Here is a 23,544-nt window from a genome sequence, read left to right as displayed (position 1 = left end):
TGTCTAATGATGAAAGCGCAGTTATGGCGCTTGCGTAGCGACGGCATTTCCGGCGCGACGGAGCACGGTGACTGCAGGCAACTGACCTGAGGAAGGGAGGTTTTAGGGCATGGCTAACTCACAGCGCGCGGCAGCGGCGCATGTGGCGGTGAAAGAATCACGGTCCACGGATGGTGATACCCGCCGCCAGGTACTGCTGCTATTGCTTAAGGACGGCCCTGTAACCGCCTCTTACCTGGGTGAGCGCCTTGGTCTTTCGACCGCCGGGATCCGCCGGCATTTAGACATTCTGGTGGAAGAAGAACTAACGGAAGTTGTCGAGCGCCGTCCAGCTTCTCGTTCGCGGATGCACTCCGGAGCGGGTCGTGGGCGACCGGCAAAACACTTCCGCCTGACGGATCGTGGGCGTGCGCAATTTGGCCACGCCTATGATGAATTGGCTTCTGAAGCGTTGACCGCGCTGCGCTCTGCGGGCGGTTCAGAGGCTGTGAAGAACTTCGCTAAGGCTCGTTTTGAGCGCATCATCGCCGATGTGCGTCCCTTCGTGGACGCGGAAGAATCGGTCGAGGAAGTAGCGCGCAAACTGGCTGAAACCCTGGATAAGCACGGGTACGCCGCAACCGTGGACCGTGCGGGCCAGGGCGTGCAAATCTGTCAACACCACTGCCCGGTTGCCCATGTGGCGGCCGAGCACCCTGAACTGTGCGAGGCAGAGCAGGAAGTCTTTTCCGCCCTCTTAGGCAAACACGTACAACCTTTGGCTTCTATCGCAGATGGCCACGGAATTTGTACCACGAATATCCCCTTGACACCTGTCAAAACTAATACTGAAAGGAGCGAGTCATGACCCAGGCACAATCGGCACCTGATAACAAGATGACCGATGATGAGATCATCGATTCTATTGGTGCGTATGAGTACGGCTGGCACGACTCTGACTCGGCCGGCGCTTCTGCCGCCCGTGGCCTGAACGAGGACGTTGTCCGCGATATTTCCGCAAAGAAGGGCGAGCCCGAGTGGATGCTGAACCAGCGTCTCAAGGCCCTGAATATCTTTGATAAGAAGCCCATCCCTACCTGGGGCGCGGATCTCTCCGGCATCGACTTTGACCAGATCAAGTACTACGTCAAGTCCACCGAAGAGCAGGCGCAGACCTGGGACGATCTCCCGGATGATATTAAGGCCACCTACGATAAGCTGGGCATCCCTGAGGCAGAAAAGCAGCGTTTGGTTGCCGGCGTGGCCGCACAGTACGAGTCTGAGGTTGTCTACCACCAGATTCGCGAAGACCTGGAAAGCCAGGGCGTTATCTTCGTCGATACCGATACCGCGCTGCGCGATTACCCAGAGCTTTTTAAGGAACACTTCGGCACCGTTATTCCTGCCGGTGACAATAAGTTCTCCGCGCTTAACTCTGCAGTGTGGTCCGGCGGCTCCTTCATTTACGTCCCGAAGGGCGTGCACGTTGACATCCCGCTGCAGGCCTACTTCCGTATTAATACCGAGAACATGGGCCAGTTCGAGCGCACCCTTATCATCGTGGATGAAGATGCCTACGTTCACTACGTGGAAGGCTGCACCGCGCCCATCTACAAGTCGGACTCCCTGCACTCCGCAGTAGTTGAGATCATCGTGAAGAAGGGCGGCCGCTGCCGCTATACGACGATTCAGAACTGGTCCAGCAACGTCTACAACCTGGTGACCAAGCGCACCAAGGTGGAAGAGGGCGGCACCATGGAATGGGTCGATGGCAACATCGGCTCCAAGGTCACCATGAAGTACCCGGCCGTGTGGATGACCGGTCCGCACGCTAAGGGTGAGGTACTCTCCGTCGCCTTCGCTGGCGAGGGACAGTTCCAGGACACCGGTGCGAAGATGACGCACATGGCGCCCTACACCTCCTCCAATATCGTCTCCAAGTCCGTTGCCCGCGCCGGCGGCCGCGCTGCTTACCGCGGCTTGGTGCAGGTCAACCAGAATGCGCACCACTCCACGTCCAACGTGGAATGCGACGCCCTGCTCGTGGACAATATCTCGCGTTCGGACACATACCCGTATAACGACATCCGCAACGAGTACGTCACGTTGGGCCACGAGGCAACCGTGTCGCAGGTTTCTGAAGAGCAGCTGTTCTACCTCATGTCCCGCGGCATTGCGGAAGAAGAAGCAATGGCAATGATCGTGCGTGGCTTCGTTGAGCCGATTGCTAAGGAGCTGCCGATGGAGTACGCCCTCGAGCTCAACCGCCTCATCGAACTGCAAATGGAAGGATCGGTCGGCTAAAGAAATGGTCGCTTCGAACGAATTCAATCCGGATAAGATCACCAAGGGTGACGTCTTTACCTCTACCAACGTGGAGGATTTCCCGGTACCGCATGGCCGCGACGAGGTATGGCGCTTTGTTTCCCTGCGCAAGCTGCGGGGCCTGCACAACGGGGAATTTGCTCAAGCGGTTGCCCAGGACGTCAAGGTAAGCAAGCACCCAGGCGTTTCTGCGGAGACTGTAGACCGCGACGATGAGCGCCTTGGCCGCGTGGGCAAGCCTTCTGACCGCGTGGCCGCCCAGGCATGGACCTCCATGCCGGAAGGTCAAGTGGTAACCGTTGACCCTGAGGTGCAGGTGGAAGATCCCATCACCATTACCTTTACGGGCAAGGGCGAAGACGTGACCTCTTTCGGCGCCACCTCCATCGAGGTTGGCCACCATGCGGAGGCCACCGTTGTGCTGAAGTACGTCGGCTCTGGCACCCACGCGGATAACGTGGAATTCATCCTTGGCGATGGCGCACACCTGACCGTCATCGTGGACGTCGACTGGGAAAACGACGCGGTGCACCTGTCTAACCAGGTGGCCCAGGTGGGACGCGATGCCGTGCTGCGCCACAACTCCGCCATCTTCGGCGGCGAGGTCGTGCGCATTGTCCCGCGCGTGAACTTCACCGCTCCCGGCGGCGACGCCGAGCTGCTGGGCGTGTACTTCGCCGATTCTGGTCAGTACTTCGAAAACCGCATGCTCGTGGATCACTCGGTTCCGAATTGTCGCTCCAATGTCCTGTACAAGGGCGCATTGCAGGGTGAGAAGAAGAACGAGGCTCGTACCTGCTGGGTAGGAGACGTGCTTATCCGCTCCAACGCACAGGGCACCGATACCTATGAGACGAATAATAACCTCATCCTCACGGACGGTGCGCGCGCAGACGCCATTCCGAACCTGGAGATTGAGACCGGTGAAATCACCGGCGCCGGCCACGCCGCAACGGTTGGCCGCTTTGACGATATCGAACTGTTCTACCTGATGTCGCGCGGTATTCCGGAGGCAGAGGCTCGTCGCCTCATCATTCGTGGCTTCTTCAACGAGGTCATCCACCGCATTCCGGTGCAATCCCTGTCCGAGGAACTGGAAAACCGCATTTCTGAAGAACTGGAAAAGATCTCCGCTTAACGCACTTACAGAAGGAAACCCACAAAACTATGTCTACTCTGGAAATTAAGAATCTCCACGCCCAGGTTCTGCCGAATGAAGAAAACGGCGAGCCCAAGGAAATCCTCAAGGGCGTCAACCTCACCATCAACTCCGGCGAGATCCACGCCATCATGGGCCCGAACGGCTCCGGCAAGTCCACCTTGTCCTACACCATTGCTGGTCACCCGAAGTACGAGGTCACCGAGGGCGAGGTGCTTCTCGATGGCGAGAACCTCCTCGACATGCCCGTTGACGAGCGCGCTCGCGCCGGCCTGTTTTTGGCCATGCAGTACCCCACCGAGGTGCCGGGCGTAAAGGTATCGCAGTTCATGCGCTCCGCCGTGACCTCTATCCGCGGCGAGGCCCCCAAGCTGCGCGAGTGGAATAAGGAACTTACTGAGGCTCGCGAGAACCTGAAGATTGATAAGTCCTTCATCTCCCGCTCCGTCAACGAGGGCTTTTCCGGTGGCGAGAAGAAGCGCCACGAGGTCATGCAGTTGGACATCCTAAAGCCCAAGTTCGCGGTCATGGATGAGACCGACTCCGGCTTGGACGTTGACGCGCTGCGCATTGTCTCTGATGGCATCAACCGCTACCAGGATGACACCAATGGCGGCATCCTGATGATTACCCACTACAAGCGCATCCTGAACTACGTGCAGCCTGATTTCGTGCACGTATTCGCTAACGGCCAGGTTGTGAAGACCGGCGGGGCCGAGCTGGCAGACCAGCTTGAGTCTGACGGCTACGACCAGTTCCTGCAGTAAAGACCAGCCCAGCGCTGGTTCATCCTCGATGAATCGAAGAAGTTTTATGTCTGGATTTGATGTAAACGCAATTAGGGAGCAGTTCCCGATCCTGCAGCGCACCGTGCGCGGCGATAAGCCGCTGGTGTACCTGGATTCGGGGGCTACCTCCCAGCGCCCACTGCCGGTGTGGAAGGCAGAGGAGGAGTTCGTTCTCCATACCAACGCCCCCGTCCACCGCGGCTCCTACCAGTTGGCCGAGGAGGCGGATAACGCCTATGAATCGGCCCGGCAGGCCATCGCGGCCTTCGTTGGCGCGGACCGCGATGAGATTGCCTTTGCCAAAAACGCCACCGAGGCGCTCAATGAGGTTGCCTATACGCTTTCCGATGAGCGCGCGGGCGAGCTGTACGTAGGAGAGGGCGATACCGTCGTCATCACGGAGCTTGAGCACCACGCCAACCTCGTGCCGTGGCAGGAGCTCTGCGAGCGCACCGGTGCCACCTTGAAGTGGTACTCGTTGACTGACGATGGCCGCATCGACCTGGATTCGCTCGAGCTCGATGAATCCGTCAAGGTCGTTGCGTTTACCCATCAGTCCAACGTCACTGGCGCGGTTTCCGATGTCGAGGAAATGGTGCGCCGTGCTCGCGAGGTCGGCGCCATGGTGGTGCTCGATGCCTGCCAGTCCGTCCCGCATATGCCGGTAGATTTCCATGCCTTGGATGTGGATTTTGCCGCATTCTCGGGTCACAAGATGTGTGGCCCCAATGGCGTGGGAGTGCTCTACGGCAAGGACGAATTGCTGCGCAAGCTTCCCCCGTTCCTCACGGGTGGCTCCATGATCGAGGTAGTGAAGATGGAAGGAACCACCTTCGCGGAACCACCCACGCGATTTGAGGCGGGAACCCAGATGACCAGCCAGGTCGTCGGCCTCGGCGCCGCGGTGAAGTTCCTCGAGGAGGTGGGGATGGATAATATCCATGCCCACGAGCAGAAGCTCACCACCTATGCCTTGGAACAGCTTCGTGAGATTCCAGGGCTGCGCATCATCGGCCCAGAAACCACTGAAGACCGCGGCGCGGCCATCTCCTTTACCGTGGAAGGCGTTCACCCGCACGATCTGGGTCAGGTTCTGGATGACCAAGGCGTATCCATTCGCGTAGGCCACCACTGCGCGTGGCCGCTGCACCGCGCCTGCGGTGCGCAATCTACCGCACGCGCTAGCTTTTACCTGTACAACACGGAAGCCGAAGTAGATAAGCTGGTAGAAGCCATTAAGGCCGCCCGCGATTTCTTTGGAGTTGCCTAATGAATCTAGATTCGATGTACCAAGACGTGATCTTGGATCACTATAAAAATCCGCAACACGCGGGGTTGCGCGAGCCGTTCCAAGCGGAGGTTCACCACGTGAACCCCTCGTGCGGCGATGAGCTCACGTTGCGCGTCAACCTTTCCGCGGACGGCAAGACCGTTGAAGATGTGTCCTACGACGCCGAAGGTTGTTCCATTTCGCAGGCATCGACGTCCGTCATGGCGGAAGAGATCGTCGGCTTGCCCTTGGAGGAAGCCAATAAGAAGCTTGCCGAGTTTGAAAAGATGGTCACCTCGCGTGGCCAGGACGAAGGCGATGAGGACATCATCGGCGATGGTGTTGCCTTTGCAGGTGTTTCTCAATACCCGGCACGAGTTAAATGCGCGCTGCTGGGGTGGAAGGCTTTTCAGGCCGCCACTGCAGATGCGCTCAATGAAGTGGAGAAGTAAATGACCGATCCCGTAGATCCTTACCAGAACGAGAATTCGTCCTTCAGCGCAGGCGGTGAGCGGCCAGAGCAGACGGAAGAACAGCTGTCGAAGGCCTTTGACATCACCGAGTTCATGCGCGATGTCATCGACCCGGAGCTGGGCATCAACGTCGTTGACTTGGGCTTGGTCTATGACCTGTGGCTGGAAGAAGAGGACGGCAAAGAGCTCGCCATGATCAACATGACGCTGACCTCGCCGGCTTGCCCATTGACCGATGTCATTGCGGAACAGGTTGAGGACATCGTTACCGGCAAGAAGCTTGCCGATGGCGTGCGTATCAACTGGGTCTGGATGCCACCCTGGGGCCCACACATGATTTCCGAAGAAGGCCGTGAGCAGCTCCAAGCTCTGGGCTTTGCGGTTTAATCACCGCGGAATGTCTAAAAGGCGGCGGTAGTTTTACCGCCGCTTTTTTGCGTGAATTAGTGCCTTGGCCTTTGGTTGCTAGACTGGCTTGTCGTGATTGTGACCAATGATTTTGAGGTACGCGTAGGCGCCCGCACGCTTCTCGATGCCCCCGGACAGCACCTCCGCGTCCAGCCCGGCGACCGCATCGGGCTAGTGGGCCGCAATGGTGCGGGAAAGACCACGACCATGCGCATCTTGGCCGGCGAGACCGAGCCCTATGGCGGCACGGTGTCTCGCTCGGGTCCGATTGGCTACCTTCCGCAGGATTCGCGCGAAGGCAATATCGAACAAACCGCGCGCGAGCGCGTGCTTTCTGCCCGCGGGCTGGACGATATTAAGCGGCGCATGGCCAAGCAGCAAGAGCTGATGGAAACGGCCACGGATGAGAAGTTCCGCGATAAGGCCATCCGTAAATACTCCCGCTTGGAAGAACAATTTGACTCCTTGGGCGGCTATGAGGCCGACTCCGAATGCGCCCAAATCTGCGATAACCTAGGCCTGCCTCAGCGCGTTTTAGATCAAAAGCTCAAGACACTATCGGGTGGCCAACGCCGCCGCGTGGAGCTGGCGCAGATCCTTTTTGCAGCCAGCGAAGGCTCGGGTAAATCCCAGACCACGTTGCTCCTGGATGAGCCCACTAACCACCTGGATGCGGACTCCATCGTCTGGCTCCGCCAGTTCCTGTCCAAGCACGAGGGCGGACTGGTCATGATTTCCCACGATGTCGAGTTGCTCGAGGCCGTGTGCAATAAGGTCTGGTTCCTCGACGCGGTGCGCGGCGAGGCGGATGTCTACAACATGGGCTATAAGAAATACCTCGATGCCCGTGCTACCGATGAGGCGCGGCGGCGCCGCGAGCGCGCGAATGCGGAAAAGAAGGCCTCCGCGCTGCAAAAACAGGCCGCGAAATTGGGTGCCAAGGCCACCAAGGCCGCAGCGGCGAAGCAGATGCTAAACCGCGCCGAGCGCATGATGAATGACCTCGATGAGGTGCGCGTTGCGGATAAGGTAGCCAATATTAAATTCCCCGAGCCCGCCCCGTGCGGCAAGACGCCCATGAACGCCAAAGGCTTGACTAAGATGTACGGTTCGTTGGAGGTGTTCGCGGGCGTGGACCTGGCCATTGATAAGGGCTCCCGCGTTGTTGTCCTGGGGTATAACGGTGCCGGTAAGACCACTTTGCTCAAGCTCCTGGCGGGGGAGGAGCGCACCGATGGCGAGGGTGGCATCGTCAGTGGCCATGGTTTGCGCATTGGCTACTTTGCGCAGGAGCACGACAATATCCACCCGGATAAGAGCGTGTGGGAAAACACCATCGAGGCCTGCCCCGATGCGGACCAGCAAGAGCTGCGCGGGCTGCTGGGAGCGTTCATGTTTTCCGGCGATAAACTGCAACAGCCCGCCGGAACGCTGTCCGGCGGTGAGAAAACCCGCCTGTCGCTGGCTACGTTGGTCTCCAGCCGCGCGAACGTGCTGCTTCTCGATGAGCCGACCAATAACCTCGACCCCATCTCTCGCGAGCAGGTGCTCGACGCGCTCAATACGTACACGGGTGCCGTCGTCTTGGTAACCCACGATCCGGGCGCAGTGAAGGCGCTCGACCCTGAGCGGGTGATCATCATGCCGGATGGCGATGAAGACCTGTGGTCCGATGAGTACATGGAAATCGTCGAGCTGGCTTAAGCCTGATGAAGACGCTGATCGAGAGGATGCCCGCCTGGCGGGATAAGTTTTGGGTCATTCCCGCCGTAGCGGTAGCGGTAGCCGTCGTGGCGGCCGAAGGCATGTTGGCGCTCGACCGCAACTTCGATCTGGCGTTCTCTCGACTCTACGACGGTAGTGCGGAAAGTGCCCAGGGCCTGCTCACCGCCGTTGCCACCGCCACGCTGTCTCTGGCCGGCACCCTGTTCTTTATCACCCTGACCGCGCTCTCCGGCGTGGTGACGGTGATGGGCCCCCGCCTATTGCACGAGTTTTTAAAGGACCGTTCCATCCAGTCCACGCTGGGGATCTACCTGGCGACTTTTACCTACTCGCTGCTCTCTCTGCGTGCCGTGCGCGCCGGCGGCGAGGGCAAGCAAGAACACGTTCCCTCGCTGAATGTCGCTGTCGACATCGCCTTGGCGCTGATATGCGTGGTCTTTTTGATTTATTTCATCGTCCATATCGCGCAGTCCATTAGCATGTCTCATGTAGTGCACGTGGTGGCCCAGGATGTGGAAGAGCACATGCGGCGCCTCATTGAGCGCGGCGAGGAAGAAAAGGTTGCCAAGGCACCAGGTTCGGATTTCTATGAATCCGCCGATGCAACCCGCAGCTCCCAAACGGGCTACCTGAAATTCGTGGACTACGAGTCTATTGCCCAAGCGGCCGCCGAAGAAGAGTGCGCGGTTCACCTGGGTGTTGCCCCGGGCGATCTCGTGCTAGAAGGCGAGGTCATTGCTCACGGCGTGCCGCACATGCCGGAAAACATTGAAAAGCACATCGTGGTCACGCAGCACCGCGAGGATGCCTCTGCGCACGACCCTCGGTTTACTGCCCGGCACCTCGCAGAGATTGCTGCTCGCGCTCTCAGTACCGGCGTCAATGATCCTTATACGGTCATCGACATCATTGACCGCTTCACGCAAATCTTGGTGGTCATTGGGGACAAGCGCTTGCCGCAGGGGATTATGCATATCGATGGCGAGTTCCGCTTGGACTATCAAACCTTTAGCTACGAACAGATCATTGAGGCGATGTTCACCCAAATCCGCCGCGATGCGGCCGATAACGCCGAGATCTATCTGAGCCTGTTGAATAACCTGGCCAAGGTGGTCGCGCTGCTGCGGACCGTGGAACGCCGCAATGTCCTAGATGAAGCGGCGGAGGCCATCTACTCCGATGCGGGCCGCCAGGTCGGCGGCGAGGTGGAGCTGCGCCAGCTAGAGGATTCCTTTCAGCACTTCAAAGCAAACCTCGCCCGGTGGGAAGAATCCGAAAAGCCGGGCGAGGAGAATGAAGACTCCGAGTCCTAAGGGGAGCTTGGCGCGCTTGTCCTAGGCGCGCTTCTCCCCTAGGTGTGGATTACTCCGCGCCTAGTTGCGGAATCCGTGCACCGGTGCGGGGATAAAGCCACCGCGGTTGATGAACTGCGAATTGCCCACCTGATTGACCGGGATGATCGGTGCGTAGCCCAAAAGCCCACCGAAGCTGACCTCGTCGCCCACCTTGGCGCCAGGTACCGGAATGACGCGCACGGCGGTGGTCTTATGATTCATCACGCCGATCGCGGCTTCATCCGCAATCATGCCGGAGATCGTGGCCGCCGAGGTATCGCCGGGGAGTGCGATCATGTCGAAGCCGACCGAGCAGATGGAGGTCATGGCCTCCAACTTGTCCATGGAAATGGAGCCGGACTTGACGGCATCGATCATGCCCCTGTCCTCAGAGACCGGAATGAAGGAACCGGACAAACCGCCCACGCGCGAGCATGCCATCATGCCGCCCTTCTTGACGGCATCGTTAAGCAGCGCCAATGCCGCCGTCGTGCCGTGCGTGCCCACCTGATCGAGGCCCATGTGCTCGAGGATGTGTGCCACGGAGTCGCCGAGTTCTGCCGTGGGGGCCAAGGAGAGGTCAATGATGCCGAAGGGAACGCCGAGGCGCTCGGAGGCCATATTGCCCACGAGCTGCCCGGCGCGGGTGATCTTGAAGGCCGCCTTCTTTACTTCCTCAGCCACCTGATCCAGGCTTGCGCCTTCCAAGGAGCCGAGGGCGCGGTCCACCACGCCGGGGCCGGAGACGCCAACGGAGACGACGCAGTCAGGCTCCTCGATGCCGTGGAAGGCGCCGGCCATAAACGGATTATCGCCCACGGAGTTGGCAAAGACGACGAGCTTGGCGCAGGCAATTGCGGAATTATCCTTGGTCAGCTCAGCGGCTTCCTTGATGACCTCGCCCATCTGCTTCGTCGCATCCATGTTGATGCCGGCGCGAGAGCTGGCGATATTGACCGAGGAGCACACTACGTCCGTCTCGGCCAAGGCTTCGGGGATGGAGGAAATGAGCTTTTGCTCTGCGCTCGTCGCACCCTTTTCTACCAGCGCGGAGTAGCCGCCGACGAAGTTAACGCCCACTTCCTTCGCGGCCTTATCCAGCGCCCGCGCGGCATCGACGGGGTTGCCGTCCAAGCCTGCGACAACGAGGGAAATGGGGGTGACGGAGATGCGCTTGTTGACGATCGGGATGCCGAGCTCACCTTCGACGCCCTCGCATACCTCAACCAAGCGGCCCGCTTGCTGCGTTACGAGGTCATAGATGGCCTGGCAGGTTGCCTCCATGGTCGAGCGCGTGCATCCCAGCAGGGAAATGCCCATCGTCACGGTGCGGATATCGAGACGATAGTTTTCAATCATCTCGATGGTGTCCAAGATATTGGTGGTATTAAAACGCGTGCTCATGTTAAATCTCGTTCATGGCGGTAAAGAGGTCTTCGGACTGAATGCGGATGGATTGCTGCTTTTCCTCCGCAACCGGGCGCATCCGCTCCTTGATGGTTTGGATGGATACGGCATCCGCATCGAATTCAACGCGGAGGATCATGGTGAAATAGTCACCCATAATGGTCTGCGAGACATCAATGACGTTGATGTCCAGATCAGCAAGAGTCGTGGTCACTGCGGCAATGATTCCGGTGCTATCGGCGCCGGTAACGGTCATAATGGCATACATAACCAGTATTCTATCTGGTTCGGTGGGCAACGCTCGCACCACGGTCGCGGCATGTTCTGGCACTGCTGAAAAGAACCGCTGCAGCATAAAAATCGCGCTGTTACCATGGGGCGCTATGGCTGATACCAAGAAAAAGGTTTTGTACATCGGTGGACACGGCAAGGTTGGCCTGCTGGCGGCTCCAAAATTAGCGGAAGCTGGCCACGAGGTTCACTCGCTTATCCGTAACCCAGACCAAAAGGCCGATATCGAGCAGGCCAACGCTACGCCGGTTATTGCAGATATTACCGAGCAGTCCGTTGACCAATGGGCCGAGCTATTCGCAGATTATGACGCAGTTGTATGGGGTGCCGGAAACGGCGGCCGTGGCGGCGCGGAACTGACGTGGGCCGTCGACCGCGACGGCGCATTGGCCGCCATCGAGGCCCTGGAAAAGCTGGGCAAAGACGTTCCTCAGTTCGTCATGATTTCTTATGTCGGCTCCCAGGTTGCGACGACGGACCCAGCCGATGAAAAGTGGTACGCCTACGTGGAGTCCAAGAAGGAAGTGGACAACCGCTTGGCCGATAGCTCTATCCCGCACATTATCCTGAAGCCTGCTGGCCTGACGGAGGAGCCTGCGCAGGGGCTGGAATTTGTTGAGGACAAGATGCTGCAGGAGGGCCAGACCTCTTCCCGCGACTTGGTGGCAGACGTCATCGTAGAGGTACTGGGCCGCGAGGAGCTTCCAGGCTCTCCAGTCGTATTCGTTGACGGCGACAAGCCAGTCAGCTCGATTAAGTAATAGTTAGCCAGGCTAGCTATGAGTCTCTCGCGCCCAGCCGTCCTGGTCGACTGCGATCCAGGCATAGATGACTGCCTCACCCTGATGTACCTGGCAGGACTGCATCACGCAGGCGAGATCGAATTGGTGGGTGTGAGCACGACCGCTGGAAACGTCGAAGTCCAGCAGACTGCCGCCAATGCACGGTGGATTCTGGATCTCTGTGGATTACCGGAGGTTCCCGTCGCACCAGGGCGGTCGGCCCCGCTCGAAGTAGAGCTGACCACGACACCTGAAACCCACGGTGAGTCCGGCTTGGGTTATCTTTCCGCGCCCGATCACGATTTCGGCGATATTCAGTGGCATGAGTTGTGGTCGAGCACTATTGCCCGCAACCCGGGGCTACACCTCATCGTCACCGGGCCGGTAACTAACTTGGCAGACTTCGAGCGGGAGCATGGCGATGCCGTCGCGCGGTGCGGCTCGATTACCATCATGGGCGGTGCCGTTAATTACCGCGGTAATACGACGCCGACCGCGGAGTGGAATTTCTGGGTAGATCCCCACGCGGCAGCACGTCATTTTTCAGCCTCAGCAGAATTGAACAGTACGCTGTGCTCGCTCGAGGTCACCGAGCAATTTCTCATCACTCCAGAGCGCTTGGCAGAAATTCAAGGGCTTCTTGGTACACACCCAATGGCGGAAAAGCTGCCGGAGCTACTGCGGTTCTACTTCGAATTCCATCAAGCGCAAGAAGAAGGCTACCAAGCCCAGATCCATGACCTGCTGACCTGCATCATCGCGCTAAAGAAGGTGCCGTTCGAGGCGGTAGAAACGACTATTGACGTGGAAGCGGACTCTGCGCTGATGCGCGGGACCAGCGTCGCGGACCTCCGCAACCATTGGGGCCGGCCAGCTAATGCCTCTCTGGTGACCAGTGCGGATATTCCAGCTGCCCACCGCGAGTTCGACAGGGCGCTGCGCGCATTGAGCGCGCGTGTTGCTCTAGGCGAATAAATCTTTTACCCTAATCCGCAGCGCATACGCCACATTTTTCCTACGCTGAGGTGACATAGGCTGGAACTAAAAGCAGTGTGCCCCGATCTCTTTTACACATTGATGGATTAGGAATACCTCTATGCCTCAGCTTTCTCTTACCCCTGCCCGCCGGGGGATGGTCATCGCGGGCGCCGCGCTAGTCGTCGCCACGTGGATCTACTTGGTGCTTTTCCGCCCCACCGATTGGGAGTCCGTCGCGGGCTCTGCCGAAGCGTTGATCACCCTGGCCGGCTACCTCATCGGTGCGGCCTTGCTGCTCGCCGGCACCGTGCCATCCCTGCCGGCTCGCACCATCGCCATTATTCCCATCGCCTTGGTTCTCAACATCGTGGTGGGCCAAATCATTGGGTCGAGCGGCATTCCGCTGTATATCGACTCCGTGGGAACCATCCTGGTGGCGGCACTGGCAGGCCCCATTGCCGGGCTTGCTACCGGTACGCTGTCTTCAGTGGTCTGGGGATTGCTCAACCCGATGGCGCTCCCATTCGCCGCGGTGTCCGCTGCTACCGGCTTCCTTTCCGGCTGGGCCATCCAAAAGGGGGCGTTTACCAAGATCTGGAAGGTCATCGTCAGCGGTGCCATCATCGGCATCATCTGCGGCATGCTCGCCGCACCCGTGGCCGCATTCGTCTACGGCGGTACGGCTGGTGTCGGTACCGGTGCGCTCACGTCCCTCTTCCGCGAACTCGGCAACTCCTTGATTGCGTCCGTGACGATGCAATCACTTATCTCCGACCCACTGGATAAGGCCGTCGTCTTCCTCATCGTGTGGGCCGCCGTGAAATCATTGCCTAAGCGCACGCGGGAATCCTTGCAGCCTCGCTAATGTATCGCCTTCACCCGTCGACGGTCCTCACCATTGCTGCGTGCGGCTGGCTACTTATCCTCGCTCTCAATAGCCCATTAGCCTCTGCAGTGGTAGCTGGCGCAATGCTTGCCTATGGCGTGTGGGCCACGAGATCCCTTGCGATCGTCTTGGCCTCTGCAGCGCTCTGTGTTCCGGTGGCCTTATCGATGTTGGTGATCCACGCCCCCTATGGCGATAACCAACTAATTCCGCTGGTCACAAGCGATGGCCTGCTCATCGCCGCCACACTTGCCCTGCGCTTTTTCGCGCTTATGGTGTGCTTCATCGTGGCGATGTCCGTACTGCGAATTTCCGATATTGCGAAGTGGCTACAGGTCTCGCGTGCGGGGCACAAAATTGCCTATATCGTTGGTGCTTCACTGCAGTCTTTACCGCAAGGTGCGCAAGCCTGGCGGACCGTCCGTGATGCCAACCAGCTGGCAGGAATCAAGGTGACGTGGCGCAATACCATTTCCCGGGTGGTCATCCCAGTAATCTCGCGCCTCCTGATCCAAGGCACCGAGCGTGGACATGCCCTTGCCGCCGTGGGCTTTGATGAAGAGGGGACAAGGACCCTTTTGCGGCCGGTACCGGATTCTGCCGTGTCTCGCCTGCTGCGCTACATCGTTCCCATTGGAACCATAGGAGTCATGGTCTTTGTATGGATTTAGACGATATTCAGCCAGGTAAAGGCAGCATTATCCAAGTACTTGTGCCTTCGGATGCCATCGCCGAAAACGTGGCGCAAGAGCTGGGCGAAAAATTATCATCATCCGCCATCATTGGTACTGACTCTTCTGCGCAGATGAGCTACCTACGCGATACCTGCATCGAAGAAGTGGTCCTAGGATTAGAAAACCAGGGTGAGGACCCAGCCCGCATGCAGGTACGCGGAGAGGAAATGCTCGCGGCGGTGGGCCTTAGCGATTACGCGGAGAAAAACCCCACCCAGCTTTCTGGCGGTCAGACGCGGAGGCTCGCTGCTGCGTGTGTAGCGATCCGCGAGCCCGAGGTGCTCATTATGTGCGAGCCGAGCGCGGGGCTTGACCCCACATCGTCGGCGATGATGGTGCAGCTATTGCATTCGCTGCGCAATACCTGCGTTCTTGCCGTGTCATCCATGCACTGGCCCGAATTGGGCGGGGAAGTCGTAGGAGAGATCCCACAACCTGCCGCTATACACCTGCAATCGATTTCGGATTATGGGGCGCAAGAATACCTCGGGCCGCTTACTGCGCGCCGCGGACAAGAAAAGAAGCGCTGGTGGCAATCGGCGAAGCCTTCCGGCACTACCTTTAGCGTCGGACCGGTAACCATCCCCATTCGCGGCGGGGGCGTGACCTGGTTGCGCGGGGCAAACGGAACCGGAAAAACGTCGCTCCTGCGCGCCGCCGCCGGCCTTGATGGGGCACAGCGCCCAGCAGAGCCTCTGGGATTGGTCCTACAATCTCCTTATGACCAGGTAATATATTCCGCTTTGGGGGATTTTGTTCCCGATCCCGCGTTACGAGAGCTGCTGGAACTTGATGCCGATGAGCACCCATTGGATCTATCCGCTTCCCGGCTAAGGCTGGCCCAAACGGCACATGTGGTGGGGATGGGCCACGCCATCTTGCTCATGGATGAGCCGGATAGCTTGCTGTCCCTAACGGATCGAGCGCTGATGCATCAACTGATTCATAAGACGCTGGACTCAGGAACGGCAATCGTCCTTACGTGCCACGATCCAGGGTTCGTTGCAGAGATAGCGCAGTATGTCAGCGTCCAGGAAGTGGAGCTTTCCACTGCCGGCGGCTTGGCAGAGGGCACCGACTAACCGAGTCTGCGTTCAGCTGGCGCCTTCTCCTCCCAGTGAGAAAAGCGGAGTGACGAAAGCAGGGGTATTCCTATATAGTTTGTCAGTCTCGCGGATGGGGTTGACGGGGGTGGATCCTCAACTCGGGATTTTTAGGTGTGTTGTTTTGCACGCGACTGGTAGCCGACTGGGATTTTTCCCAGTCGGCTTGTTTCGTTGTTAGGGGTTAGGCTGCTGCGGCTTCCTTTGCTGGGGCGGGGTCGCGGTAATACTCGTGGTTTCGCATCATGGCGTAGAGGACGTTGATTCGTCTGCGGGCGAGTGCTACGACTGCGGCGTTGTGACGCTTGCCTTCCTTGCGCTTTCGTTCAAAGAATTGCGGGCCTAACCCCCGACGTGTCCACTTTCCGGGGTCAGGCCCCAAGAGCAACGTAATGGGCTCGGTTAGCGCTGTGGAGACCTAGAACTCCGAATGGATTGCTCCACCAGATCGAGGACACGCTCTAGGCCATCCGTATCCCCTAAGGCGAGCCTATTAATGAACCCATCCATGAAGGTTTCCAAATAGCACACCAGGGTATCTATATCGACATCGTCTCGCAGACGGCCTTGTTCCGCGTTGGAAGCGAGGCGGGCGCGGATAGCCTCGTCACGAATGGACTGGTGTTCTTTCCACCGAGCAGCAAACGATGGGTCCGTGCGCAAGAGGGAAGTGATCTCCAGACGCGTGGCAAGCCAATCGTGGCGTTCTGGGTGACGCAACATCTCCCGCATAACCTCGACGAGGCCGTTATTGGCCACTACTTCTGCCTGGCGTGCGGCATCCTCGCGGGCTAAAGAGAGGAATAAGGACTCCTTGTCCCCAAAGTGGTGGAATATGGCGCCGCGTGATTTCCCCGTGGCTTGTTCTAAGAGGCGGACAGTCGCGCCCTCATAGCCATGTTCGGCAAAGCACCGGCGAGCTCCGACGAGAATTTCGTGCCTGCGCCGATTTAACTCAGATTCACTCACGATTGGCATGGTGAGGTCGTCTCCTTTTAGGAATGTTTAATGCTTCAAGTTAAGTATGTTCTAAAACGAACATAGAACGACAACGAAGAAACGCGGGGCCGCAGAGCCCTCTACGGGAGAGAGCGGTGCGACCCCGCGTCTTCAAGCTCAGCGACGAGTACTAAGCCCAAGGGACTTAGTACTTTGTCGTCGCATCAAATGGCTTAGTTCTTCACCATCTGGCGCAGCACGTACTGCAGGATGCCGCCGTGGCGGAAGTACTCTGCCTCACCCGGGGTGTCGATACGTACGTTAGCGTCGAACTCGACGGCGTCGTCGGAGTCCTGCTTGGTAGCGGTGACGTGAACAGTCTTCGGGATGGAGCCGTCGTTGAATCCGGTGATGCCTTCGATGTCGAAGGTCTCCGTGCCGTCCAGACCCAGGGACTCGTGGGACTCGCCCTCAGGGAACTGCAGCGGGATAACGCCCATACCGATGAGGTTCGAGCGGTGGATGCGCTCGAAGGACTCGGTGATGACTGCCTTAACACCCAGGAGGTTGGTGCCCTTTGCAGCCCAGTCACGGGAAGAACCGGTGCCGTATTCCTTACCAGCGATAACGACCAGTGGGATGCCGGCTTCCTTGTAGTTCTCGCATGCATCGTAGATGTATGCCTGCGGTGCTCCCTCTTGGGTGAAGTCGCGGGTGTAACCACCGGTCTCATCCACCAGCTGGTTAGCCAGGCGGATGTTGGCGAAGGTACCGCGCATCATGACCTCGTGGTTACCGCGGCGGGAACCCAAGGAGTTGTAGTCAGAGCGGGACACGCCGTTCTCATCCAGGTACTGCGCGGCCGGGGTGCCCGGCTTGATGGCAGAAGCAGGGGAGATGTGGTCGGTGGTGACGGAATCGCCCAGCTTCGCAAGAACGCGAGCGCCCTTGATGTCCTCAACTGGGTCCGGCTCGGTCGGCATGCCCTCGAAGTACGGAGCCTTGCGGATGTAGGTGGAGTCCTCATCCCACTCGAAGGTCTCGCCCTCTGGAACATCCAGGTTGCGCCATGCGTCGTCGCCCTTGAAGACGTCGGCGTAGTCGGCCTCGTACATCTCGCGGGAGATGGCGGACTGGATGGTGTCCTCGATCTCCTGCGGGGTTGGCCAGATGTCCTTCAGGAAGACATCGTTGCCGTCTTCGTCCTGACCCAGCGGCTGGTTGTCGAAGTCGAAGTCCATGGTGCCGGCGATAGCGTAGGCGATAACCATGATTGGGGATGCCAAGTAGTTCATCTTGACGTCCGGGGAGATACGACCCTCGAAGTTCCGGTTACCGGACAGAACTGCGGTAGCTGCCAAGTCGTTCTCGTTGATAGCTGCAGAAACTTCCTCTGGCAGCGGGCCGGAGTTACCAATGCAGGTGGTGCAGCCGAAGCCGGACAGGTAGAAGCCCATAGCCTCGAGGTCCTTCCAGAGGTCTGCACGCTGGAAGTAGCCATCGACAACCTGGGAACCAGGTGCACAAATGGTCTTGACCCATGGCTTGGAGCGCAGGCCCTTTTCAGCGGCCTTACGTGCAATCAAACCTGCACCCACCATGACGGATGGGTTGGAGGTGTTGGTGCACGAGGTGATGGAGGCAATGGCCACCATGCCGTGGTCAAGGGTGTACTCGCCGCCGTTGTCAGGTTCAACGGTGATCGGGTTGGAGTGACGTCCCTTAGCGCCAACCGCGGCGGATTCGCCGTGGCCCTCGCGAGACTTGTTCAAGCCACCGGTGACATCATCGTCGCCAGGCGCGCCGCCTTCACCGGACATGCGCTTAGCCTCAACGGAGGAGTCGTCGACGCATACTTCGTCGGTGGTGTAGTTGGACAGATCCTTACGGAACTGCTCCTTGGCCTCCGAAAGAAGGATGCGGTCCTGCGGGCGCTTCGGGCCGGCGATGGACGGCTCAACGGTGGACAGGTCGAGCTCGATGTACTCGGAGTACTCCGGCTCCGGAGTGTCCTCTGCCAGCCACATGCCCTGGGCCTTGGCGTACTGCTCCACGCGGTCGATCTGCTCTTGCGGGCGACCGGTGAGCTCGAGGTACTTGGTGGTCTCTTCGTCGATGGGGAAGATGGCCGCGGTGGAACCGAATTCAGGCGACATGTTGCCGATGGTGGCGCGGTTAGCCAGCGGGACGGACTTAACGCCGTTGCCATAGAACTCTACGAACTTCTGGACAACGCCGTGCTCACGCAGCATCTCCGTAATGGTCAAGACGACGTCGGTTGCGGTAACGCCGGTCGGGATTTCGCCGGTCAGCTTGAAGCCGACGACCTTCGGGATGAGCATAGATACCGGCTGGCCGAGCATGGCAGCCTCTGCCTCGATGCCGCCAACGCCCCAACCCAGGATGCCCAGGCCGTTTTCCATGGTGGTGTGGGAATCGGTACCGATACAGGTATCCGGGTATGCAAGGCCCTCGTTGTCAAAGACAACGCGGGACAGGTACTCGATGTTGACCTGGTGGACAATACCGGTTCCCGGAGGAACAACGCGGAAGTTGGAGAAGTTCTCAGCACCCCAACGCAGGAACTGGTAGCGCTCTTCGTTGCGCTGGTACTCGATTTCGACGTTCTTCTCAAGAGCGTCGGTGGAACCAAAGGCCTCAACGATAACGGAGTGGTCAATAACCATCTCGGCAGGGTTCAGCGGGTTCACCTGGTCTGGCGTGCCGCCAAGAGCGGACACGGCCTCACGCATGGTTGCGAGGTCGACGACACAGGGAACGCCGGTGAAGTCCTGCATGAGGACGCGGGCCGGGGTGAACTGGATTTCAGTATCCGGCTCGGACTTTGGGTCCCAATTGGCAAGGGCCTTGATGTGGTCCTCGTTTACATTCTTGCCATCCTCATTGCGCAGCAGGTTTTCTGCCAGCACCTTGAGGGAGTACGGCAACTTCTCCATGCCAGGAACCGTGTTGATGTCGAAGTAGTCGTAAGACTTACCGTTGACATCAAGGGTCTTCTTAGCGTCGAAGGAGTTCAAGCTTTCAGTCACAGGGAGCTCCATTCCTTGTTGATAAACAGTGTGTTCTGTTTTGTACTCGCCGCCTGCTGGAGTTGCGGGATAAGCAAAAGGCGTGCGACCAATTGATGGTTGCGACGAAGCCATGGGGCCCGCAGTGCCAAAGACGGCAAAGAACGCGATGGTTCACCTATTTATTGTAGAGGTAAAAACCTTCCGTTGCTCTCATTGTAACGGGACAAGCGTTCTGTTTAAAGTTATTGGCGGCTCTCGGCGCGTTAACTGCGCGAACGGCCGCGGTAACCTTTATCTTTAGAAAAGATTGGCCCAGGCACAAGCGCAGTGCACAACCCCCGATCTCGGGTGCGCAAGCCCCTGTAATAGGAAAGAAGAGGGAAGGGGATTGAATGGTTCCACATGAAGTGGACATCCCGCAGCTAGCTCAGCAGCTCAAGCAGGACGGCGTGGCCTACTCCGCCCCCTCCTTGGAATCGGATGCTCAGCTGAATGAACACGTCGCCGAGCAACTGCGTGAGGGTGACGGGCTCGCTGTCGTTGATGTTTTTGTCTCCAAGGCTGCGGACGTGCGCGATATTGCACAAGAGCTTTATGACGCTACGGATCTGCAGACCGTCATCGTGCAGACCCCACGCCATGTTTCCTCGGTCAGCGAGAACTATAGCCGCGCGGATATTGAATCCACCCAAGCTCAGTTAACGCCGGGGCTCAATCAGGTCGATCTCCTAGAGCGGTACTACGCGGGGCTTGAGCACAGCAGCTTTCCGATGATCGCGATCGTCGTCGCCGTCTTAATTCTCGCCCTGATTTTGGGTGGCCTAAGTTACCGGCGCACCTCCCGGTACCACGAGACGCGAGGGTAAGTAGCAACTCCTTAGGGGAGTCAGAAGTAGGGAGAAAAGAGCCTCAAAACTAGCCAGTTTCCGGATATGTTTGTTCGAAAAAATAGTGGACATTTTCCGTTCTTTGAGACTCCAGCACGGCCCAAAATTATCCGCCGATGCGGGCCCAAAATTTCAAGGGTGAATGATTCCCTGTGGCCCGTCACGCCGAAAGGTGTGGGGAAGCCGCGCCGAGATTTATAGAAAATGATCTTCAAGCAGCGGCGTCATAGTGGGGGTGTCTATAGGTGTCCGTCGAGCGACACCGGGCGCCCGCGAGTGAAGGAAACTGCACACGTCTAAAGAAGCTAGGGGAGCGGGGGAGGGGTCGAAGTAAAGGTTTAGTGGTTGACTGTGGCCGGGGGAGTGGTTCTCGAGTGGTGAATCGGCCCCGATTTTGGCCACGCCTACGGCCGGGAGGCCATGAAATCTTAAAATTGAAGTGATGAACATCACAATAACGGGATGGTAACAAAATCATTGCAGGTTAGGTACGCCTGTCGTGTCATGTGGTTTAACTTGACTCCACGTAATTAAGTGGAATGTGTGCGAAAAGGGCGTGTCGTGACGTATGGTTCGAGTGTCGACTCAAGGGACATGAATATCTTCTTGAGTTCATGGGCTTAGCCTTGACGGTCAATTGAAGATTCACACGGGTATGTGGGGAAGCACGCCTCGCGGGAATCGAGGAATTGGCGGTACTTGGAAGTCAATGAACCACGAGGGACCTCTCGAACGGGAGGGCAGAAAAACTTTTCACTTGAGCGATGACAATGTTCGAAAAAATAAACATCAACCCACCTTCCTTAAAAGTGGTGAGACGAGTTCGCTAGAGCTCCATCGTGTGGGTATGCGGATGTGGTTCTCCCTGAACCCTTCAACGTTGGATTCCCGGAGAAGCGGGACCCAGTCGCAAGGTTCGCGGAGGAGCGCAGTCGGGTACGCGCAGAATGAGAGAAAGAGGGAACCGAAATCACACTAGGGCCAGCATCGTGTGGCCTGTTCATGGTTTGTGGCCGCTTGCCCTCGCAGGGATGAGCTCAGATTTGGAGCTGTACTTTCACTGCGCCGCGGCGAGTCGCGCCAAGGATCATAGGGCAGTTCTCACTATGCCAAGCGCAGCGTGCGAGGGGGCCTGGACTCTGTCAGCTACCCAAACTCACCGCACACTATAAGCGAAGCTCAATGAAGATGCGCCAATCCCGGATCTCCCGGATTGGCACTGCGATGGGAGCGTAGATGCTTCCCGCAAGTCTAGGGCGCTCACGCTCACAATAAACCGCGTAGGACACGTGGGAGAAGTGCACCATATACGTCGCTGGTATGGGGAAATAGTAGCGAGTGATGGGCATTGAGCCGGTGAGGCAGCGCAGTTAAGCATCAGTGCATAGGGCTTTAGACGTGCGCACTCCCTAGGTGAAGTCTCTAGATTTTCGGGCACATGTGCCGTTTACCTCCTGGAGCCGAGGGCTGCCAGGGCGATGACGCCTACCCATAATCCTCTGGGTAGGTAGCTATCGGATGTGGAATATTCCACTAAAGACTCAGGGCTTACTGCTGTGCGAAATGCGCAAGCTAAGGGTCTCGGGCATTCCTATGTCCATTTACGGCTCATTGTGTCCCAATCTTAAAAAGGAAGGTGGTCCAACAAGGAGAATTCCAGTGGCCACCATTCGTTTACCGCGCATTCGACACGTTCGCGCAATCATTGCTGCAGTCGCAGGTACCGCAGCGCTAGCACCCCTGACCGCCGTCGCTCCCGCGGGAGCAGAAGAGTACCCCGATCCCGCCCAGGCCGATGCCGATGCCTCCATCGCCCGCGCTGTATCCAATGTTGATGCTCAGCAGCGGGAAGTAGATCAGCTACGGCAGCTGCTCGACCAGGCAGAGGAACAAGCGGCGGCCGCGACGGACCGCATCGCCGAGCTTTCGGCCGATCCGGAGGTTGCAGACGATGCGGCAGAACTTGACCAGGCGTATGCCGAGAAGCGCGCGGCCGAGTCGGCATTGGTTGAGCACCGCCGCAACTTGGCCCAGCGGGAAGCGCAAATGAATGCCACGCGCAACTTCGCCGAGGCCTCCTTTGCACACCAGCAGCAGGCAAGGGAAGTAACCCACCAGGGCGACCTTCCAAGTGCGCAAAATCAAGATAATAACCTTGATTTTAGGGTAGATGCGGATGCGCTTGCCGATGATCCCGTCAAGTCCCAAGGCTTGAATGAAGACAAGGGTCAAGACTTTACCGACGAAATCGTTCCGGATGAAGCACCACTACCTGAGGCGGCCAACGATGGCGCCGCTGTAGAGGGGCAGGCTCACTCGACTACCCCGAAGGCAGAGTTCGGCACCGCGCTTAACCAGGGGGCAACGCCGTCCTTTAACACGGTGGACTACGGCACCGGATCCTCGGCATCGGACGTTATGGATATTGCCGGCGAGCTCGCCGCAGCCGTCGATCAGGACGATGTGCGGGCGCTGATGGCGGGTTCTGCGGACCTGTTGGGGATTGGCAGCCCGGATACAGCGCCATCGGCAAGCACTGATCCTTCTGCCTTCGGTCAGGGATCGGGAACCCCATCCAGCGCTGCCCCGGGCAACAGCAGCCAGATTGAGGCGGTCATCGCTCGCGCAGAATCTGTGATCGGAACCCCATACGTGTGGGGCGGTGGCGACAATAATGGCCCCACCGGTGGCCTCCGGGATGGCGGCATTGCCGATAGCTTTGGCGACTACGGCCGCACCGGCTTTGATTGCTCTGGATTGACTAAGTACGCGTTCGCCGCGGCCGGCCTAGACCTTCCACACTATTCTGGTGCGCAGTACCAAATGGGCAATAAGGTCTCGCGCGATAACATGCAACGCGGTGACCTCATCTTCTACGGTGCCGGCGGCAGCCAGCACGTGGCAATCTACTTGGGTAACGACCAAATGATTGAGGCCCCACAGTCTGGGCAGAACGTACAGGTCTCCCCTGTGCGCTGGGCTGGTGCGACTCCGGATGTCGTGCGCCTTCTCTAATTCTTAGCCTTGTGGTTGCTACTATTTAG

The 23,544-nt window shown here is 58.4% G+C and carries 20 protein-coding genes and 1 pseudogene; 16 read left to right on the top strand and 5 right to left on the bottom strand.

Features of this window, described 5'->3' with window-relative positions:
• The first annotated feature begins 109 nt into the window (after positions 1-109).
• From CACC_RS06445 to CACC_RS06405, 9 genes are all read left to right on the top strand, one after another.
• Complete coding sequence (locus tag CACC_RS06445; protein WP_005279134.1) at positions 110-847, top strand: helix-turn-helix transcriptional regulator; 738 nt, start codon at positions 110-112, stop codon at positions 845-847.
• Positions 844-2,283 (top strand): Fe-S cluster assembly protein SufB, encoded by a 1,440-nt coding sequence (gene sufB, locus CACC_RS06440; protein WP_005279136.1) that lies wholly within the window; start codon positions 844-846, stop codon positions 2,281-2,283. Before CACC_RS06445 ends, sufB begins: the two co-directional genes overlap by 4 nt.
• 4 nt (positions 2,284-2,287) lie before the next feature.
• The gene (gene sufD, locus CACC_RS06435; RefSeq protein WP_005279137.1) at positions 2,288-3,442 is read left to right on the top strand and encodes a Fe-S cluster assembly protein SufD; all 1,155 of its coding nucleotides are present in this window, start codon (positions 2,288-2,290) and stop codon (positions 3,440-3,442) included.
• A 29-nt stretch (positions 3,443-3,471) separates the two neighbouring features.
• A complete protein-coding gene (gene sufC, locus CACC_RS06430; protein WP_005279139.1) occupies positions 3,472-4,230 on the top strand; it encodes a Fe-S cluster assembly ATPase SufC in 759 nt (252 codons plus the stop codon).
• A gap of 46 nt (positions 4,231-4,276) precedes the next feature.
• Positions 4,277-5,521, top strand: coding sequence for a cysteine desulfurase (locus CACC_RS06425; RefSeq protein ID WP_005279141.1), 1,245 nt, complete (start codon positions 4,277-4,279; stop codon positions 5,519-5,521).
• On the top strand, positions 5,521-5,973 hold the full coding sequence (sufU, locus tag CACC_RS06420; RefSeq protein ID WP_005279143.1) for a Fe-S cluster assembly sulfur transfer protein SufU: 453 nt from the start codon (positions 5,521-5,523) through the stop codon (positions 5,971-5,973). The genes CACC_RS06425 and sufU overlap by 1 nt, the downstream gene beginning before the upstream one ends.
• A complete protein-coding gene (locus tag CACC_RS06415) occupies positions 5,974-6,381 on the top strand; it encodes a metal-sulfur cluster assembly factor (protein ID WP_005279145.1) in 408 nt (135 codons plus the stop codon).
• 93 nt (positions 6,382-6,474) lie between these two features.
• Complete coding sequence (locus CACC_RS06410; RefSeq protein ID WP_023030716.1) at positions 6,475-8,106, top strand: ABC-F family ATP-binding cassette domain-containing protein; 1,632 nt, start codon at positions 6,475-6,477, stop codon at positions 8,104-8,106.
• A 5-nt stretch (positions 8,107-8,111) separates the two neighbouring features.
• The gene (locus CACC_RS06405) at positions 8,112-9,440 is read left to right on the top strand and encodes a DUF2254 domain-containing protein (protein WP_005279149.1); all 1,329 of its coding nucleotides are present in this window, start codon (positions 8,112-8,114) and stop codon (positions 9,438-9,440) included.
• A gap of 60 nt (positions 9,441-9,500) precedes the next feature.
• On the opposite strand, the gene CACC_RS06400 is transcribed toward CACC_RS06405, so the two are convergent.
• Positions 9,501-10,865: a PFL family protein gene (locus CACC_RS06400; protein ID WP_005279150.1), complete on the bottom strand. Its 1,365-nt coding sequence runs from the start codon at positions 10,863-10,865 to the stop codon at positions 9,501-9,503.
• 1 nt (position 10,866) lies between these two features.
• Positions 10,867-11,136 carry an ACT domain-containing protein gene (locus CACC_RS06395; RefSeq protein ID WP_034654051.1) on the bottom strand — a complete coding sequence of 90 codons (270 nt, stop codon included), beginning with the start codon at positions 11,134-11,136 and terminating at the stop codon, positions 10,867-10,869.
• Positions 11,137-11,251: 115 nt separating this feature from the next.
• Between CACC_RS06395 and CACC_RS06390 the strand changes: the two genes are divergently transcribed.
• From CACC_RS06390 to CACC_RS06370, 5 genes are all read left to right on the top strand, one after another.
• The gene (locus tag CACC_RS06390; RefSeq protein ID WP_005279152.1) at positions 11,252-11,920 is read left to right on the top strand and encodes an NAD(P)H-binding protein; all 669 of its coding nucleotides are present in this window, start codon (positions 11,252-11,254) and stop codon (positions 11,918-11,920) included.
• Between the two features lie 18 nt (positions 11,921-11,938).
• Positions 11,939-12,916: a nucleoside hydrolase gene (locus CACC_RS06385; RefSeq protein ID WP_005279154.1), complete on the top strand. Its 978-nt coding sequence runs from the start codon at positions 11,939-11,941 to the stop codon at positions 12,914-12,916.
• A gap of 121 nt (positions 12,917-13,037) precedes the next feature.
• Complete coding sequence (locus CACC_RS06380) at positions 13,038-13,784, top strand: ECF transporter S component (protein ID WP_005283022.1); 747 nt, start codon at positions 13,038-13,040, stop codon at positions 13,782-13,784.
• Positions 13,784-14,476 (top strand): energy-coupling factor transporter transmembrane component T family protein, encoded by a 693-nt coding sequence (locus CACC_RS06375; RefSeq protein WP_035108476.1) that lies wholly within the window; start codon positions 13,784-13,786, stop codon positions 14,474-14,476. The genes CACC_RS06380 and CACC_RS06375 overlap by 1 nt, the downstream gene beginning before the upstream one ends.
• Positions 14,467-15,621, top strand: a complete 1,155-nt coding sequence (locus CACC_RS06370; protein ID WP_005279157.1) for an ATP-binding cassette domain-containing protein — start codon at positions 14,467-14,469, stop codon at positions 15,619-15,621. The genes CACC_RS06375 and CACC_RS06370 overlap by 10 nt, the downstream gene beginning before the upstream one ends.
• Positions 15,622-15,826: 205 nt before the next feature.
• Here CACC_RS06370 and CACC_RS06365 read toward each other — a convergent pair.
• From CACC_RS06365 to can, 3 genes and pseudogenes are all read right to left on the bottom strand, one after another.
• Positions 15,827-15,964: pseudogene (locus CACC_RS06365) on the bottom strand (IS110 family transposase); the annotation flags it as partial.
• A gap of 80 nt (positions 15,965-16,044) precedes the next feature.
• A complete protein-coding gene (locus CACC_RS06360) occupies positions 16,045-16,620 on the bottom strand; it encodes a TetR/AcrR family transcriptional regulator (protein WP_005279159.1) in 576 nt (191 codons plus the stop codon).
• Positions 16,621-16,814: 194 nt separating this feature from the next.
• On the bottom strand, positions 16,815-19,631 hold the full coding sequence (gene can, locus CACC_RS06355) for an aconitate hydratase (RefSeq protein ID WP_023017477.1): 2,817 nt from the start codon (positions 19,629-19,631) through the stop codon (positions 16,815-16,817).
• A gap of 374 nt (positions 19,632-20,005) precedes the next feature.
• On the opposite strand from can, the gene CACC_RS06350 reads away from it, so the two are divergent.
• Both CACC_RS06350 and CACC_RS06345 read left to right on the top strand, forming a co-directional pair.
• Positions 20,006-20,479 (top strand): Rv1476 family membrane protein, encoded by a 474-nt coding sequence (locus CACC_RS06350; RefSeq protein ID WP_005279161.1) that lies wholly within the window; start codon positions 20,006-20,008, stop codon positions 20,477-20,479.
• Between the two features lie 1,680 nt (positions 20,480-22,159).
• Entirely contained in the window at positions 22,160-23,515 is a 1,356-nt protein-coding gene (locus CACC_RS06345) for an NlpC/P60 family protein (protein ID WP_244262148.1), read from the top strand.
• Positions 23,516-23,544 lie beyond the last annotated feature (29 nt).

The organism is Corynebacterium accolens (assembly GCF_023520795.1).
Classification (GTDB): Bacteria; Actinomycetota; Actinomycetes; order Mycobacteriales; family Mycobacteriaceae; genus Corynebacterium; species Corynebacterium accolens.
Note: the sequence above shows the minus strand (reverse complement) of the source record. Positions and strands in the feature narration are given on the sequence as shown.